The following is a 15,562-nucleotide window of genomic DNA, read 5'->3' as shown; positions in this document are numbered from 1 at the left end:
CCGTCACGACCACCGCCACTGTCGAATCTCGGGCAGATCCTCGAAATGTTCTCGAATGTAGGTGTCGTGTCGGGTCAGTTGGTCTTGGCAGAACTGTCGAAGTTCCGCGCCACCGTCCGGTTCGCTCGATGCGCGATCGAGAGCTTCGAGGGCCAGATGGTACCGACTGATCTTGTTGAGCACGACCATGTCGAACGGCGTTGTGGTGGTGCCCTGTTCGATGAAGCCACGAACATGGAAACGCTGGGCGTTCGGGCGACCGTGCAGTAACTGGTGCACTGCTCGTGGGTAACCGTGAAACGCGAAGACGACATCGACCGCGTCGGTGAACAGATCGACGAACTGTTCGTCGGAGAACCCGTGCGGATGATCGACGACGGGCAGCAGTGCCATGAGATCGATGACGTTGACCACGCGAACCCGTAGCCCTGGTGTCCACGTACGCAGAAGGTCTGCGGCCGCGAGGGTCTCCTCGGTCGGCACATCGCCGGCGCACGCCAACACGATCTCGGGATCAGTTGACGCGTCGGTGTTCTCGGTACCGGCCCAATCCCACCGCGATGCACCGGCTGCTGCATGCGCGCGAGCCTCGGTGAGCGTCAGATACTGGGGATGGCTCTGCTTGTCGACCACCAACACGTTGACGTGACCTCGGCTGCGGAAGCAGTGGTCGGCGACGGCGAGCAGCGTATTCGAGTCCGGCGGAAGCCATACGCGGACCACCTCGGGGGCCAATGGGATCACCGCGTCGATCAGGCCGGGACCTTGGTGGCTGAACCCGTTGTGATCGTTGCGCCAACACGTGCTGGTGAGCAACACGTTCAGTGACGCGACAGGCGCTCGCCAGGGGAGAGAGCTCGCGTGCTGCAGCCACTTGGTGTGCTGAATCAGCATCGACACACTCACCATGGCGAAAGCCTCGTAGCTGGCGAACAATCCGTGCCGTCCCGACAACAGGTACGCCTCCAGCCAGCCCTCGCACAGATGCTCGCTCAGGACTTCCATGACGCGGCCGTCGGGGGCCAGGTTGTCGTCGAACTCGGTTGTCGGCAGCTGCCAGCATCGGTCGGTCGCCTCGAACACGGCCTGGAGCCGATTGCTGGCGGTTTCGTCGGGGCAGAACAGCCGAAAGTTACCTCCGCCGTCGGGTTGTGCGTTGTCGAGGTAGATGTCGCGCATCATCTCTCCGAGTACCGTGGTCGTCTCGTGCGAGGTGCGCCCCGGGGATTCGACGGTGAGTGCGTACTGCTCGAGCTCCCGAATGATCAAGGGTTGCAGCAGTAGACCGCCGTTGGCATGGGGAGTGGCCCCGAGCCGTGCGTCTCCTGTGGGAGTGAGTTCGCGGATGGACGTCGCCGGCGTGCCGTTCTCGTCGAAGAGGGATCCGGGATCGTACGAGAGCAGCCACTTCTCGAGCTGCGCAAGGTGCGACGGATTCTCACGAACACCGGACAGCGGCACCTGATGGGCCCAGTGGGTTCCCTCGATCAGTTTGCCGTCGACCTCGTGTGGTCCGGTCCAACCCTTCGGGGTGCGCAGCACGATTGCGGGCCACTCGATGCCGTGGTGCGGTTCGCCGGCGCGGGCGGCATGCTGAATTCTGCGGATCGTGTCGTGGGCGCGAGTGAGAGCGAATTCCATCGCCGGGAACACCTCTCGCGGATCGTCGCCCTCGACGAAGATCGGAGCCCAGCCCTGACCACCGAGATAGTCGGCAATCGACTGGTCGGTGCTGCGCCCGAGCACGGTGGGACCGGAGATCTTGGCGTCGTTGAGATGCAGGATCGGCAGCACTCCACCATCGCGAATTGGATTGAGAAAGGCCGGAATCTTCCAGGAGCCCGACAGCGGTCCGGTTTCGGCCTCACCGTCGCCGACGACGCAGGCGACCACCAGATCGGGGTTGTCGAATGCCGCACCCGCGGCGTGAATCAGTGCATAGCCCAGTTCGCCGCCCTCGTGAATACTGCCGGGGGTCTGCACGCTCACATGGCTCGGAATGCCTCCGGGAGTGGAGAATTGGCGGCACAGACGACGGACACCGTCGTTGTCGAGTGAAATGTCCGGGTAGATCTCGCTGTATGTACCTTCGAGGTAGGTATTCGCGACCAATGCCGGGCCGCCGTGGCCAGGTCCGGTGACATAGAGCCACTCCGAACCGGTTCGACAGATCAGTCGATTGATCAGCGTGTAGATCATCGACAGTCCGGGGCTGGTGCCCCAATGTCCGAGTAGCCGGGGCTTGATGTGCTCCACGGTCAGAGGGTGCCGTAGCAACACATTGTCCTGCAGATAGATCTGCGCCACCGTGAGGTAGTTCGCCGCCGCCCAGTAGCGTAGGTCTGCGTCGAGTTCGTCGGTGCTGTAGGTGGTTTCGGTGGTGGACGCGCTCATCGGTTCGTGGGTACGACGACGACGGGAACATCGACCGAGTGCAGCACCGCGCGGGAGGTGGAACCGAGAAGCATCGAGGCAAAGCCGCCCCGGCCACGGCTACCGACCACGATCAGCTGCGCGCTCTCGGACGCGCGGACCAGTTCACGAACCGGCCTGTCCTGAACCACCACTCGCCGGATTCCGACGTCGGGGTAGTCGATCGACCACCCCGCCAGGCTCTCGGCCAGCGATGTCTTCTCGGCGAGTTCGGAATCGGCCCATGGCCCCTCCTCGTCGCGCGTCAGGACGCTCCCGAGTTCGAGGTCGCTCCAGGCATGTACCGCAACGAGATCGACGCCTCGCATCGACGCTTCCTGCAGAGCGAACCCGATGGCGGGCTGGCTGTTGGACGTGCAATCCACACCCACGACGACCGGACCGTCGCTGACGATGTTCGACTTGATCACTGCAACGGGGCATTTCGCGTGCGACACGACGGCGGTACTGACCGACCCGACCAGGCCGCCGGTGAACTCGCCCAGGCCTCTCGAACCGACGACGATCAGCGCCGGCGCGGCATCGAAGTGCGTCAGATTGCGTGCAGCCGAGCCGTGTTCGAGACGAGTGTCGAGAATCAGCGAATTGCCTGCCGCGGTCTTGTGTGCAACGTCGACCGCGGCGGTCAGGACCCGCTTGGCCTCGACATCCGGATCTGCGAAGGCCCCGATGCGGAGGCTGATGGCATCGCCGTAGGTGCCGGGCGCGAACAGTGACGACGTGACCAACTCGAGCGGGGCGTGGCGTCGAACGGCCTCGCGTGTTGCCCAGCGGACCGCGTCCAGCGATGTGGCAGATCCGTCGACTCCGACGACGACTCGGCTCGATGCATTCATGATGTGTTCCCGTCCATTGACTTCTCGTGTGCCGATACGCCTCGAGTATGGCTGGATCGGACCCGACACCGACAGAGGCGGAAGTCCCTCGACTTCGGGCGGAAGTCCCGCAAGTTACCCCCCGGGGGTATCGCTGCTATCGTCGTGGCATGCACTCAGTGGATCGACACGGCCGCCGGGGCCGTGCCGTGGTGACGACAGTGCTGATCGCTGTGTCGATTTTCGGGGTGCTCCTCATGCACTCGGTGACACCGACGACAACGATGAGCGGCGAGCATGCCGCCATGGCGTCGGTGTCCCACCACGACAGTTCGATCGAGGTGGCGGCCGCTGAGCCCGACTGCCCGTGTGCACACCAGATGATGCATCCCTGCGCGGGAACCACGGCGTCGTGGCCTGCTCTGTCGGGACCCATGGCCGGCAACTCCATCGACGTCACGTACACGACCGTGGAGGGCATCGGTGGTCGTGCCCAGTTCGCCTCGGAGCGGGCACCGCCCTGGACTCTGTGGGAGTTGGACCGATCGGTGACCTTGCGAGTGTGACAGGGAGCCCGGTGGACGCGCGTCCACCGGCGGATCGACAGATCTCAGTTGCCTGTTTCAACCTCTCGTGCAAGGAGATTCACATGCGTACAAAACTGGTCGCTGCGCTGGCTGTTGCCACCGTGAGCGCATTCCTCGTCGCCGGTTGCAGTAGCGACAGCTCGTCGGAGTCGGTGCCGGCGGGGAGTTCGTCCTCGTCATCGGCGTCGTCGAACGTGTCCGAGGAGTTCAACGATGCCGATGCGATGTTCGCGCGAATGATGTACCCACATCATGCGCAGGCGGTCGACATGGCCGAGATGGTCGAGGGCCGCACCGACAACCCCGAGATCTTGACGTTGGCGTCGGCGATCGAGGCGGCGCAGCAGCCCGAGATGGATCGAATGGCCGCGTGGCTCACCGAGTGGGGCCAGCCCGCACCCTCGTCCGACATGGGTGAGATGAGCGGAATGGACCACGGTTCGGGCATGGGCATGATGTCCCAACAGGACATGGATGCGTTGACTGCTCTGTCGGGTGCGGAGTTCGACCGCCAGTGGCTGACGATGATGATCGCCCACCACACCGGTGCGATCGAGATGGCGAACACCGAAATCGCGGACGGCTCCAACGCGGACGCGCAGCAGATGGCTCGCGCGATCGTGACAACTCAACAGCAGGAAATCGACACCATGAGAGCGTTGCTCGGCTGATCCGAACCGATGTCGAGTGCCGCGCCCTCTCCTCGGGGGTGCGGCACTGGCGTTGCGATGGGCCTGCTCGAGTACGCTGAACACTCGGAGAATCCATCTCCGCAGTTCGGTCCGAGGGAGAACGTTCAGATGGCACGTCCACGGGTTTTGGTCCTCGGCGGCGGATTCGGCGGACTTCACGCTGCGCGTCGCCTCCGCAACGAGGACGTCGATGTGACCGTGCTCGAGCGCGGCACCTCGCACGTCTTTCAGCCGTTGCTCTACCAGTGCGCCACCGGTCTGGTGTCCGAGGGCTCGATCGCCAGCCCACTACGACACCTGCTGCGCAAACAGAAGAACGTGTATGTGGCACTGGGCGAAGCGACGTCCGTCACCGCAGTCGGCGACGGCGGAGTGGTGACGGCCAGTCGATTCGACGGGTCGACCTTCGAGCTGCCCTACGAGTACCTCGTCGTCGCCGTCGGAATGCAGCAGGCTTATCACGGACACGACGAATACGTGCAGTGGGCGCCGGGCATGAAGACCCTCGACGACGCCCTCGCGATTCGCCGAAAGTTGATCTCCGCCTTCGAGATGGCAGAATCCCTCCCCACCGCCGAGGAGCGTCGGCCGTGGCTCACCTTCGCCGTCGCCGGGGGAGGCCCGACGGGCGTCGAACTTGCGGGCCAGATACGGGAACTCGCCAGCAGGGCGCTGGCGAAGGAGTTCGATTCGATCCACCCGTCGGAAGCTCGCGTGCTCCTCTTTCACGGCGGCGACCGCGTACTCGAATCGTTCCCCGACTCGTTGACGAAGAAGGCACAGCGGACCCTCGACACCGTCGGTGTGGAAACCCATCTCGGGGTTCACGTCACTGATGTCACGGCCACCGACGTCGAAGTGACGGCCAAGGCCGAACCGAAGACGGTCACTCGCTACGACACGCACACAGTGCTGTGGACCGCAGGCGTGGAAGCCGTTCCGTTCGTGAAGCAACTTGCCGACGCGATGGGCGTGGAGCAGGACCGATCGGGACGCATCGCCGTGGAGCCCGACCTGTCGATCCCGGGACACCGCAACGTCTTCGTCGTCGGCGACATCATGTCGCTGAACAAGCTCGCCGGAGTGGCAGAAGTGGCGATGCAGGGCGGTAGAGCTGCGGGCGCCGCGATCGCGGCCGACGTATCCGGTTCTGCGCGTTCGGATTTCAAGTATCGAGACCTCGGCACCGCGGCCTACATCGCGCGCGGACACGCACTGGTGCAGGCCGGGCCGCTGAAGATGTCGGGATTCCTGGGCTGGGTATCGTGGGGCGTCATCCACATCGCGTTCCTGGCGGGCAACCGCAATCGCGTCGGGACGCTGATCAACTGGGCCGCAACCCTGGCCACCGGAACCCGACGCGAACGCGCCATCACCTACGGCGACCCGGCAACGGCGCGCAAGCCGTACAACTGACCTGAGCGTCCACTATTTGCACCCTCACACGGAATCCCGCTTTCGGGGGCGAAGAGTGGACACTGACGTCAGTTGCTGCTGGCGTCGACCGGATCAGCCGATGCCGGGGATGAAGCCGGGGTAGACGAAGTGCCCTGGGCCGCCGCCGGGGAGCAGGTGGCCCGTCGAACCCGGGTAGTCCATGTTCAACTGAATCAGCTTGTGCGGGTTGCCGTTCGAATCGGCCTGCCAGCATTCGAGCAGCACCCCGTGGAATCCGGTGCACACGATGCGGGTGCTGTTGCCGTAGGGCGAGGTCAGTCGATTCTCGCTGACGAAGGGATTCCAGTAGTCAGGGTCCTGAGGCGTGAGGAACACTCCGGCGACGTCCTGAGGAGCAGTCGGGCTCGGATACGGCGGCGGAGTAGGCCACTCGTCGGCGTTGGCGGTACCCATTCCGAGGGCGGCGGCACCTGCAATGACGCTGGCAATGACGGCTGTGCGACGAAACATCTCGATCGACTCCTTCGCGGGGCGGGCACCCAATAGACCACAGACACCCGTCTCGTGGGAACACATCTGCATTCGCCGCTCCCGGTCGGGGTGGTGACGGCGGTGATCGTCGTCGTGGCCTGTGTTTTCGCAATCCGCAGCGGCAATCCGGAGCATCACGATCGGGTGTCGGATTCCTCCGGTCCGTGACTCCCCGGTCGGTTGCTCGAGGTAACGTCACCTCATCTTCGGCCGATGTAGAAACTCGACCGGTGTAACTCGACGAAAAGGTGAAACAGCGTGCCACGATCTCGACGACACGGCTTCCGGCGAATCGGTTCGGCTACGGCCGTCGCCCTCGCAGTGGCGATTCTTCCGACCGCGCTGATGACGCCCGTCGCGTCCGCGGACGAGCTGCCCGCTTCGACGACCCAGTCGAGCAACGGATCCCGCATCGAGTCGGTGAGCACTCTCGACAACCGCCAGGTGCAGTTGCAGGTGTTCTCCGCGTCGATGAACCGCACCATTCCCGTCACGGTGCAGCGGCCTGCCGACGAGAGCGTGTCGCGTCCGGTGCTGTACCTGCTCAACGGTGCAGGCGGCGGCGAGGATGCTGCTTCGTGGCAGTCGCAGACCGACGCCGAGGCCTTCCTCTCCGACAAGAACGCCTGGATCGTGACCCCGCAGAAGGGGAAGTGGTCGTATTACACCGACTGGCTGCAGGACGATCCGAAGCTCGGCAGCAACAAGTGGAGCACCTTCCTCGGTGAAGAGCTTCCCCCGCTGATCGATGCTCAGTTCGACACCAACGGTCGCCAGTCGCTCGCAGCGCTGTCCATGACGGGTACCTCGGTCCTCAACATCGCGATCAAGTACCCGGGCAAGTTCACCGGCGTCGCGGCATACAGCGGTTGCGCACAGACCTCGGACCCGATCGGACAGCAGTTCGTCAAGCTCGTCGTCGAGACGTACGGTGGCGGCAACGTCGAGAACATGTGGGGACCGCTCGACGGCCCCGTGTGGCGCGAGAACGACCCACTGCTCAACGCTGAGAAGCTCCGCGGCACGCAGATCTACATGAGCACCGGCAGCGGCCTGCCCGGCATTCCGAACGACACCTACGCCAACCCGCGCTTGAACAACGATCCGGCGACCCTCGCCAACCAGGTCATCGTCGGCGGCGGTATCGAGGTGGCCACCAACTTCTGCACGTCGAACCTGGCGAAGCGACTCGACCAGCTCGGAATTCCGGCCACCGTCGACTTCCGTCCGGTCGGCAACCACTCCTGGGGCTACTGGCAGGACGACCTGCACAAGTCCTGGCCGTTCCTGGCGGGATCGCTCGGAATCTGATCTTCGTAGAACACGACAACGGCCCCTCGCACATCATGTGCGAGGGGCCGTTGTTCGTTTGCCGGGTGTGTGGATCGAGGTGGGTAATCGAACGTATGATCGAACGATGGCACGGCGCGCGCAACCTCGACCGGCGTCCGCCGTGCGCCCCTTCAAGCTGCTCCGACCGCCGCTGAAGGTGTGGATCGACCTGAACATCCTCTACCCACTACCGCCACACCACGCGTCGAAATTCAACCCCGAAGGATTCGATGTTCGACGCGTGGTGCCGGGCGATCTGGTCGAGTGGTCCATCACCGTGGACGGCGACTGGCTGGGCCGAGTCACGTACGAGCTGATGTCACGCGACCGCAGCGAAACCGTCACGCATTGGGTGCCCAGCCGCGCGCTCAAGCCGCTCTAGAGACGCGAAAGCCCCGCCTCGAACGACGAGGCGGGGCTTTCGTGTAATCACCTTCAGAAGCTGTGCTTGCGCGCCTTCTTGGCGAGCTTGCGGGTGGTGCGCTTCGACGGAACGAACAGGTGCGCGGCGCTGCGGCGACGGTTGCGTCGACGGATCAGCACGAACGCGACGGCACCGGCTGCGGCTGCGATGGCGGCGATGACCGGAGTGCCGACCTTCGCGGCCTGCGCGACATCGTCGCTGTCTATGTTGCGAACCGTGTTCTTCACGTCGTCCGCGACGGCGGAGGCCTTGTCGGAGGCCTTGTCGGCGACCTGGGAGGCCTTCTCCTTCACGTCGTCGACATCGACGTTCTGAACCTTGTCCTTGACGGTGTTCTTGACATCCTCTGCTACGTCGGCGGCCTTGTCGGCCGCATCGGAGGCTGCGTGCTTTGCCTCCTTGGCGGCATCGGCTGCGGTGTCGGCAACGTTCTCGGCTGCGTCGGACACGGAGTCCGCGGCCTGGTGGGTGTTGGCCTTGGCCTGATCCGTTGCACCCTCGGCGCGGAGGCTGTCGTCACCGGTGGCCTCGCCGACCTTCTCCTTCGCAGTCCCGGCCAGTTCCTCTGCCTTGTGCTGAGCCTTGTCGATGAAGTCGGCCATCGGTGCGTACCTCTTTCGTGTAGGTCATCTCCGGCAAACCCGGAGCTGGGGGCGTCGCGGACGACGCCGATAGGTATGAGTCGAAATCGACGCTCCGAAACATACGTCCGACGGGGCGTGTTTCGGGTCACTATCGGCGGGCAGGCTCGAGGCCGACGTCGCCCCCATGCCCGTGGGCATCTCGGGTAGCCGACAGACTCCTATGTCCTCGAGCGGAGCCAGTGCGTTCGGCGGGACGCGCGCGCTGTGCCCGACGCGTAGGCCATCGAGACCGAACGTCGGTCGAAGTCCAAACCGGAACCGCGCGAGGTGAGCAAGATCAGGGCGATGACTCCCGCGGCCCCGACCACCACGGGAGTCATCGGGCACTGGTCCCGAGTGCGATGGCGTCGCATCGGATGAGCCCACGGGTCGTTCCGCGAGCTCCACTTCTGGCGAAGGGCATGTGATTCATGAGAGTTCCTGTCTTCGGGGTGTTGTGAACGGTGCCATTGACATAGCCATTCGTCAATGGCACATTGTGTGATGTAGGTCGCGGTTGTCTGCTCGATCGGTCGAATCGCGAAGGTGCTCGGGGAGACAGCGAGGCGTGACGTGACGACAAGTGCAGGTCGATGGCCAGAGGTCGACGGTTTCGGAGACAACTTCAAGGACGTTCTCATCATCGGTGCCGGCATATCGGGAATCGGAGCCGCGTTTCGCCTGCAGCAGATGGCCCCGGGCCTGAGCTACTCGATCCTCGAAGGCCGGGAGCGAGCAGGCGGTACCTGGGATCTGTTCCGATACCCCGGAATTCGATCGGACAGCGACATCTTCACGTTCTCGTTCCCGCACACGCCGTGGCAGGGGGACACTCTGCTCGCCCATGGCGAGGACATCCGCAACTACATCGTCGATACCGCCTACGCCAACGGTATCGACGAGCACACACACTTCTCGACCATGGTCACGGCCGCGAACTGGGATTCGTCGACGGACCTGTGGACGGTCGACGCCCTGACGAACGGCGTGCCCACGACCTACCGCAGTCGATTCGTGTTCTTGTGCACCGGATACTTCGACTACTCGGGTGGGTACACCCCCGACCTTCCCGGGCTCGACGAGTTCACCGGGCAGGTGGTGCATCCCCAGCAATGGCCGGAGGGGCTCGACCACTCCGGCAAGAGGGTCGTCGTGATCGGGAGCGGTGCAACCGCAATCACATTGGTGCCTTCGCTCGCGGCCGACGCCGCGTCGGTGACGATGCTGCAGCGTTCACCGACCTATATCGCATCACTACCGATGACCGATCCGTTCACCACGATCACTCGGCGCGTACTGCCGGACGCACTGGCGCACAGTGCGTTGCGATGGCGAAACGCACTGTTGATGGTCGGCTCGTATCAACTCTGCCGACGCGCACCGAAGACGGCCCGCAGGGTGTTCCGGGCGATGACGAAGGCGCAGTTGCCGCGTGGGTACGACGTCGACAAGCACTTCGACCCGACGTATGCCCCGTGGGACCAGCGGTTGTGTGTCGTGCCGGACGGCGATCTCTTCAAGGCCATTCGCCGAGGTCGTGCGACGGTGGTGACCGACCGAATCGCGAGGGTGACCGCTGACGGCATCATGCTGGAATCCGGTGACCAGATCGCCGCCGACATCATCGTCACCGCAACAGGCCTCAAGCTCCAGGCCTTCGGCGGAATCGAGCTGTCGCTGGACGGAAATCCGTTCGAGGCGCACGACAAGTTCGTCTACAAGGGACACATGCTCGAGGATGTGCCCAACGTTGCCTGGTGCATCGGGTACACGAATGCATCGTGGACGCTCAAGGCCGACATGACGGCCAAGGCAGTGGCAAAACTGCTCATGTACATGCGCTCTCACGGCTATACCCATGCGATTCCGGACCGGGCAGGAAAGCCGGTGGAATCTCGGCCGGTCGTCGATCTCGCATCGGGATACGTCACCCGCTCGCTCTACGAGCTACCGAAATCCGGGACCGAACGGCCCTGGTCGGTGCGGCAGAACTATATTCTCGACAGAATCGACGCGCGGTTCGACGACCTGACGGAATCGATGACGTTCGGGCGAACCGTGCCTGCGATGGTGGCCGATCCCGCATCGGTGGACGTTCGGACCGGGTAGACGAGAAGAGATTGGATCGCAATGACTTTCGAGATCGACGGTCCCGCACTGGCGCACACCATCCGCGGAGAGGGCCCGACCCTGGTGCTGATCCACGGCATCGTGCACCGGCAACACGCGTGGGACAGTGTCATCGAGACACTGTCGCGGCACCGGCGAGTGGTGACGGTGGATCTGCCCGGCCACGGCGATTCGCCGGAACTCCCCACCGAGGCATTCGATCTCGGTCCCTGGATCGTGGCCGAACTGGAGCGCTTTCTCGAGCACGTGGCCGTGGACGGCGAGAAACCGCACGTTGCCGGAAATTCGCTGGGTGGGTACTTTGCACTCGAACTGGCCGCCCGCGGGTCGGTTGCCTCGGCCACAGCGCTCTCACCGGCCGGCTTCTTCCGCGGCCACTGGGATCAGACGCGGGCGCTGCTGGTATTTCGTTTGCTGCGGGCCTTGTCTCGAATCATCAGCCCCATCGCGCCCGCAATCATGCGTTCGGTCGTCGGACGCACCGTCGCCAACGGCGTGTTCTACGCCAAGCCGTGGCGAGTTCCCGCGGAGACGGCCACGATCGACGCGCTCAGCATCACCACCAACCGCGCGATCGATGCGGCCGGAAATGCGGTGCCGCGCTTCAGTATTCCGGTCGACGAGACCGTTCCCGTCACCGTGGCGTGGGGGCGTCGTGACTTGGTCCTGCCGGTGTATCAGGCACCGCTGGTGCGTCGAACGTTTCCGCAGGCCGAAGTGACGACGTACCCGGGTCTCGGGCACGTGCCGATGTCTGACGATCCCGAGCTGGTTGCGTCGATTCTGCTGCGGGGATCACGAGCGGTATCGCAGTCGGCATGAGCGTGGCGGTCAAGGTCGACGGGCGAAGCCTCCGGTGGCGCGACCACAGAATCACTCGGCGGCGTGAACTGCTCGATCGCACCCTGGTAGCCATTCGTGAGCACGGACACGACGTGGGTATGGATGCCATCGCCTCGGCGAACGGCGTCTCGAAAACCGTTCTGTACAAACACTTCACGGACAAGAAGGGTCTCGCCGACGCTGCGATGGCTCGATACGTCGAGACTGCACTGGTGCCCCGGATCCAGGACGCGATCTCCGAGGACCACGACGAGTACCACCTCACCCGTGCGGTGATCAGTGCCTACGTCACGACGGTGGCCACCGATCCCGATATCTACATCTACGTTCATGCCAACAATGCTGTCAGCGGCAACCAGGACATCATCACTGCGGCGGAGGGGCTGATCGCAGATTTGCTGGCCACCGTCATCGCCGACAGATTTCTACAGCGCGAATTCTCGACGGCCGGCTCGATGCCCATCGCGTTCGCCATGATCGGTGCGGTCCGGTTGGCGTCACATTGGTGGATCTTCGATAGAACGATGACGGCCGACGAACTCGTCGACTACCTCACCATGATGGTCTGGGGCGGAATCGCGGGGATAGCGCGCGCTGCGGGATCGGCCGCGACTTTCGCCTCGGAGCCCCACTCGTTGACGCTCGACGGCTGAGCGTCCGCCTGCGGCATCAGCGGTCGAACACCGCGCGAACCGTGGTGGAATCGGGCACGGACTGGCACGCCAATCGGACGCCGTGCTGGAGTTCGTGCTCGTCGAGAGTCTCGTTCGCGAGCATCGTCACGGTGCCTTCGGTGAGCGTGTATGCACACCCGCCGCAGTTTCCTTCGCGGCACACGTACGGCGGATCGAGACCGAGCTCGAGGAGTCGGTCGAGCAGCTTCGTGTCCGCATTCCAGGTGAACTCGGTATCGATTCCGTCGATCTCGACCTGAGCGGTGACGGAGTTCGCATCCGATTCGTCGGAGATCGTCACGTCGCCGGCCTGGAACGGATTGGAGTCGAAGGAGGAGAACACCTCTCGATGTGTTCTGTGCGCCGTCGTGCCGGTGCGGGTGAGCCACTCCTCGGCGACGTTCATGTACTGCGCAGGGCCGCACAGGAAGGCCTCGCATTCGGCCGGAACCGTTGTATTCATCGACGCCAGTCCGGCAGCGGTGGGTAGCCCCGAGTCCGAGGTGTACCAGTGCTGAACGTCGAGACGATCGGGAAAACGAGACTGTAGTTCGGTCAGTTGCTCCCCGAAGATCACGGAGTCGCGGTTCTGGTTGGCGTAGACCAGGGTGATCCGGTTGTCGTGCCGGAACAGGGCCGTTTTGATGATCGACATGATCGGGGTGATGCCGCTGCCGGCGGCCATGAGGACAAAATCCGCGTCCCAGCTCTCGGGTCCGAACATCCCCGACGGCTTCAGGGCCTTCAGTCTCATACCGCGAACAGCATTGTCGTGCAACCAGTGTGACGCTCGACCACTCTGGATGCGCTTCACTGTCACGGTGGGAAGCGCGTCACGGACCGGGGAGCTCGAGAAGGAGTAGCAGCGGGCCACCGAGCCGCCGTCGGTGCACGGAATCTCGAGGGTGAGAAATTGCCCCGGCTCGTACCGAAACTGGGCTTCGCGGTGCTCGGGGACCGCAAAACCGAGAGAGATCGCATCCTCGTTTTCATAGGTCACCTCGGCGATCTCCAACTCGAAGATCCTGTCCTCGGAACCGATGGCAGACGGATCGAGGTCCGCCCGTGGCCCGCTCCTGAACATCGTCACGTGTGCTCGCTCCCTTGCGCTTTCGGTGTTGGTCTTCACTGTTACATACTTCGCCACTAATTAATAGGCCATTGACAAATGGCGAATACCGGGTGACAGTGATGACGTGACTCCGACCACCGACGCCGACCACCTGCCTCGCGGCGCATTCAGCGCCGGGTCTCGGCGAACTCGTCTGGCTGCCTTGATGACTCGGCTGACATTGCGTCCGATGACGAACCTGCTCCCGACGTCCCGCGGCGGCATCGAGTTCTCCCGACGCCTGGTCGCGACCTCGATGAACCTATTCGGTCCCGTCCCTAAGGGCACGAGAGTGGACCTCGTGGCCGACGGCCCGGTTCGTGGCGAGTGGGTGCGTGCGCCCGGACTGACTCCGGGGCCGCGCGTGATTCTCTACATCCACGGCAGCGCATATGTCGTCTGCTCGGCGCGTACGCATCGTGGCCTGGCCGCGCGACTGTCCGGCTCGACCGGCCTGCCCGTGTTCACGGTGGACTATCGGCTTGCCCCGGAACACCCGTTTCCGGCCGCCGCCGACGACCTCGAAGCCGCCTACCGCTGGCTGCTCGGCCAGGGATACGAGGCGGCGAACATCGTCGTCGCCGGGGATTCTGCCGGCGGCCACCTCGCCGCCGACCTGCTCATCGAGAACGACCGCACCGGAACGCCTCAGCCCGGTGCGATGGTGTTGTTCTCGCCGCTGGTGGATCTCGACTTCGAGCTCTCGGCGCGGATGGAGCGCACGCGCAAGGATCCGATGATCTCGGCGAAGGCAGCGCGAGGACTCGTGGCGCTCTACACGGACGGTCACGACTCGAGCCTCCCGCGACTCCGACTCGATCTCGCTCGCATGCGCGATCTGCCACCCACGCTGATCCAGGTGGGCGGAACGGAGATGCTGCGAGGCGATGCGCGGCACCTGCACACGATGATCGAGGCGGCAGGCGGACGAAGCGAACTCGAGATCTGGCCCGATCAGATGCACGTGTTCCAAGCTCTCCCGAGGTTGATACCCGAGGCCGAGCATGCACTCGAGCATGCCGCCGAGTTCATCGCCCATACGCTCGACAGTCAAGTCGTGCAAGATGATTCGAAGGAACAGGTGAGCTGATGAGAACCAAGGCCGGAAAACCCTCGTACGGGTCGAGAGCGGTGGTGACCGGTGCAGGCAGCGGCATCGGCCGGGCGTTCGCACTCGAACTGGCGCGGCGCGGAGGAGCCGTCATGTGCGCCGACATCTCGTTGTCGCGAGCGCAGGAGACCGTCGCGATGGTGAACGCACTCGGGGCCACCGGATACGCCGTCGAGTGCGATGTGTCGATCCGCGAGAACGTCGAGGAACTGGCGCTGCGTGCCGGCATCGAATTCGACGGACCCACCACGGTGCTCATCAACAACGCAGGCGTCGGCATCGGCGGAAAGCCCGTCGGCAGCATCGGTTTCGAGGACTGGAACTGGGCGCTGGGAATCAACTTGTGGGGCGTGATCCACGGCTGCGAGGTGTTCACGCCTGGGCTTCGGGCCGCCGGTGAGGGCGGGATCATCAACGTGGCCTCCGCCGCCGGCTTTGCTGCCGCACCGCTGATGGGTCCGTACAACGTCGGGAAAGCCGCAGTGATGAGCCTGTCGGAAACGATGGCGGCGGAACTGTCGGGTACCGGGGTGCGGGTGTCGGTTCTGTGCCCCACGTTCGTCAAGACCAACGTTGCCGTCGACGGCCGGATCACCGCGAGTTCTTCCCGACTGGCCGAGTTCGCGATGCGCTGGACCGGACGGTCTCCCGACAAGATCGCCGCCCGAACGCTCGACGCCTTCGACCGGGGTCGGCTCTACGTCGTTCCCCAGTTCGACGCCAAAGCCGTCTGGCGATTCAAGAGACTGCTGCCCGCCGTGTACGTGCGTTTTCTCGGATTGCTCAATCGTGTGATGCCCGCCGAGCAGGAGCCGGCGAAGAACGAATCCCTCACCTCGACAACCTCAGGAGCCTGAC

At 64.1% G+C, this 15,562-nt stretch carries 17 protein-coding genes; 11 read left to right on the top strand and 6 right to left on the bottom strand.

What is annotated here, in order from left to right; translation table 11 throughout:
• Positions 1 to 3: 3 nt before the first annotated feature.
• Both CH305_RS04685 and CH305_RS04680 read right to left on the bottom strand, forming a co-directional pair.
• Positions 4 to 2,394, bottom strand: a complete 2,391-nt coding sequence (locus tag CH305_RS04685; RefSeq protein ID WP_094702931.1) for a phosphoketolase — start codon at positions 2,392 to 2,394, stop codon at positions 4 to 6.
• Entirely contained in the window at positions 2,391 to 3,269 is an 879-nt protein-coding gene (locus CH305_RS04680) for a universal stress protein (RefSeq protein ID WP_094702930.1), read from the bottom strand. Before CH305_RS04680 ends, CH305_RS04685 begins: the two co-directional genes overlap by 4 nt.
• A gap of 149 nt (positions 3,270 to 3,418) precedes the next feature.
• Here CH305_RS04680 and CH305_RS04675 point away from each other — a divergent pair, with 149 nt between their 5' ends.
• From CH305_RS04675 to CH305_RS04665, 3 genes are all read left to right on the top strand, one after another.
• Positions 3,419 to 3,814 (top strand): DUF6153 family protein, encoded by a 396-nt coding sequence (locus tag CH305_RS04675; protein WP_094702929.1) that lies wholly within the window; start codon positions 3,419 to 3,421, stop codon positions 3,812 to 3,814.
• 83 nt (positions 3,815 to 3,897) lie between these two features.
• On the top strand, positions 3,898 to 4,506 hold the full coding sequence (locus tag CH305_RS04670) for a DUF305 domain-containing protein (protein ID WP_094702987.1): 609 nt from the start codon (positions 3,898 to 3,900) through the stop codon (positions 4,504 to 4,506).
• 129 nt (positions 4,507 to 4,635) lie between these two features.
• Positions 4,636 to 5,943: an NAD(P)/FAD-dependent oxidoreductase gene (locus CH305_RS04665; RefSeq protein WP_094702986.1), complete on the top strand. Its 1,308-nt coding sequence runs from the start codon at positions 4,636 to 4,638 to the stop codon at positions 5,941 to 5,943.
• 93 nt (positions 5,944 to 6,036) lie between these two features.
• Here the strand turns inward: CH305_RS04665 and CH305_RS04660 are convergent, their stop codons facing one another.
• Entirely contained in the window at positions 6,037 to 6,435 is a 399-nt protein-coding gene (locus tag CH305_RS04660; RefSeq protein WP_032405505.1) for a hypothetical protein, read from the bottom strand.
• Between the two features lie 54 nt (positions 6,436 to 6,489).
• Here CH305_RS04660 and CH305_RS29400 point away from each other — a divergent pair, with 54 nt between their 5' ends.
• The 3 genes from CH305_RS29400 to CH305_RS04650 all read left to right on the top strand — a co-directional run bounded on the left by CH305_RS29400 (position 6,490) and on the right by CH305_RS04650 (position 8,170).
• On the top strand, positions 6,490 to 6,624 hold the full coding sequence (locus tag CH305_RS29400) for a hypothetical protein (protein WP_256983535.1): 135 nt from the start codon (positions 6,490 to 6,492) through the stop codon (positions 6,622 to 6,624).
• 177 nt (positions 6,625 to 6,801) lie between these two features.
• The gene (locus CH305_RS04655) at positions 6,802 to 7,767 is read left to right on the top strand and encodes an alpha/beta hydrolase (protein WP_371828295.1); all 966 of its coding nucleotides are present in this window, start codon (positions 6,802 to 6,804) and stop codon (positions 7,765 to 7,767) included.
• Positions 7,768 to 7,873: 106 nt separating this feature from the next.
• Positions 7,874 to 8,170, top strand: a complete 297-nt coding sequence (locus CH305_RS04650) for a hypothetical protein (protein ID WP_032376174.1) — start codon at positions 7,874 to 7,876, stop codon at positions 8,168 to 8,170.
• A 53-nt stretch (positions 8,171 to 8,223) separates the two neighbouring features.
• Here the strand turns inward: CH305_RS04650 and CH305_RS28935 are convergent, their stop codons facing one another.
• Complete coding sequence (locus tag CH305_RS28935; RefSeq protein ID WP_094702928.1) at positions 8,224 to 8,814, bottom strand: CsbD family protein; 591 nt, start codon at positions 8,812 to 8,814, stop codon at positions 8,224 to 8,226.
• A 200-nt stretch (positions 8,815 to 9,014) separates the two neighbouring features.
• Positions 9,015 to 9,176 (bottom strand): hypothetical protein, encoded by a 162-nt coding sequence (locus CH305_RS28930; protein ID WP_155289401.1) that lies wholly within the window; start codon positions 9,174 to 9,176, stop codon positions 9,015 to 9,017.
• Positions 9,177 to 9,408: 232 nt separating this feature from the next.
• On the opposite strand from CH305_RS28930, the gene CH305_RS04640 reads away from it, so the two are divergent.
• The 3 genes from CH305_RS04640 to CH305_RS04630 are packed head-to-tail and all read left to right on the top strand — an operon-like array spanning position 9,409 to position 12,461.
• Positions 9,409 to 10,944, top strand: a complete 1,536-nt coding sequence (locus tag CH305_RS04640) for an NAD(P)/FAD-dependent oxidoreductase (protein WP_094702985.1) — start codon at positions 9,409 to 9,411, stop codon at positions 10,942 to 10,944.
• A gap of 21 nt (positions 10,945 to 10,965) precedes the next feature.
• Positions 10,966 to 11,787 carry an alpha/beta fold hydrolase gene (locus CH305_RS04635; RefSeq protein ID WP_032405508.1) on the top strand — a complete coding sequence of 274 codons (822 nt, stop codon included), beginning with the start codon at positions 10,966 to 10,968 and terminating at the stop codon, positions 11,785 to 11,787.
• Positions 11,784 to 12,461 (top strand): TetR/AcrR family transcriptional regulator, encoded by a 678-nt coding sequence (locus tag CH305_RS04630; RefSeq protein WP_037146940.1) that lies wholly within the window; start codon positions 11,784 to 11,786, stop codon positions 12,459 to 12,461. Before CH305_RS04635 ends, CH305_RS04630 begins: the two co-directional genes overlap by 4 nt.
• 16 nt (positions 12,462 to 12,477) lie before the next feature.
• Here CH305_RS04630 and CH305_RS04625 read toward each other — a convergent pair whose 3' ends face one another.
• Positions 12,478 to 13,566 carry a ferredoxin--NADP reductase gene (locus tag CH305_RS04625; protein WP_080734222.1) on the bottom strand — a complete coding sequence of 363 codons (1,089 nt, stop codon included), beginning with the start codon at positions 13,564 to 13,566 and terminating at the stop codon, positions 12,478 to 12,480.
• Positions 13,567 to 13,678: 112 nt separating this feature from the next.
• On the opposite strand from CH305_RS04625, the gene CH305_RS04620 reads away from it, so the two are divergent.
• Entirely contained in the window at positions 13,679 to 14,683 is a 1,005-nt protein-coding gene (locus CH305_RS04620) for an alpha/beta hydrolase (protein WP_306436913.1), read from the top strand.
• On the top strand, positions 14,683 to 15,561 hold the full coding sequence (locus CH305_RS04615; RefSeq protein ID WP_094702927.1) for an SDR family NAD(P)-dependent oxidoreductase: 879 nt from the start codon (positions 14,683 to 14,685) through the stop codon (positions 15,559 to 15,561). The genes CH305_RS04620 and CH305_RS04615 overlap by 1 nt, the downstream gene beginning before the upstream one ends.
• The last annotated feature ends 1 nt before the right edge of the window (position 15,562 follow it).

Origin of the sequence: Rhodococcus sp. 15-649-2-2 (genome assembly GCF_002258645.1) — a bacterium.
Taxonomy (GTDB): domain Bacteria; phylum Actinomycetota; class Actinomycetes; order Mycobacteriales; family Mycobacteriaceae; genus Rhodococcoides.
The sequence above is the reverse complement of the archived record's forward strand: the minus strand, read 5'-3'. Positions and strand labels throughout refer to the sequence as shown.

Coding starts and splice junctions, on each gene's coding strand:
- CH305_RS28930 (WP_155289401.1), bottom strand. CDS start 9,176: ATGACTCCCGTGGTGGTCGGGGCCGCGGGAGTCATCGCCCTGATCTTG.
- CH305_RS04635 (WP_032405508.1), top strand. CDS start 10,966: ATGACTTTCGAGATCGACGGTCCCGCACTGGCGCACACCATCCGCGGA.
- CH305_RS04685 (WP_094702931.1), bottom strand. CDS start 2,394: ATGAGCGCGTCCACCACCGAAACCACCTACAGCACCGACGAACTCGAC.
- CH305_RS04675 (WP_094702929.1), top strand. CDS start 3,419: ATGCACTCAGTGGATCGACACGGCCGCCGGGGCCGTGCCGTGGTGACG.
- CH305_RS04615 (WP_094702927.1), top strand. CDS start 14,683: ATGAGAACCAAGGCCGGAAAACCCTCGTACGGGTCGAGAGCGGTGGTG.
- CH305_RS04680 (WP_094702930.1), bottom strand. CDS start 3,269: ATGAATGCATCGAGCCGAGTCGTCGTCGGAGTCGACGGATCTGCCACA.
- CH305_RS04625 (WP_080734222.1), bottom strand. CDS start 13,566: ATGTTCAGGAGCGGGCCACGGGCGGACCTCGATCCGTCTGCCATCGGT.
- CH305_RS04655 (WP_371828295.1), top strand. CDS start 6,802: ATGACGCCCGTCGCGTCCGCGGACGAGCTGCCCGCTTCGACGACCCAG.
- CH305_RS28935 (WP_094702928.1), bottom strand. CDS start 8,814: ATGGCCGACTTCATCGACAAGGCTCAGCACAAGGCAGAGGAACTGGCC.
- CH305_RS04660 (WP_032405505.1), bottom strand. CDS start 6,435: ATGTTTCGTCGCACAGCCGTCATTGCCAGCGTCATTGCAGGTGCCGCC.
- CH305_RS04650 (WP_032376174.1), top strand. CDS start 7,874: ATGGCACGGCGCGCGCAACCTCGACCGGCGTCCGCCGTGCGCCCCTTC.
- CH305_RS04665 (WP_094702986.1), top strand. CDS start 4,636: ATGGCACGTCCACGGGTTTTGGTCCTCGGCGGCGGATTCGGCGGACTT.
- CH305_RS04630 (WP_037146940.1), top strand. CDS start 11,784: ATGAGCGTGGCGGTCAAGGTCGACGGGCGAAGCCTCCGGTGGCGCGAC.
- CH305_RS04670 (WP_094702987.1), top strand. CDS start 3,898: ATGCGTACAAAACTGGTCGCTGCGCTGGCTGTTGCCACCGTGAGCGCA.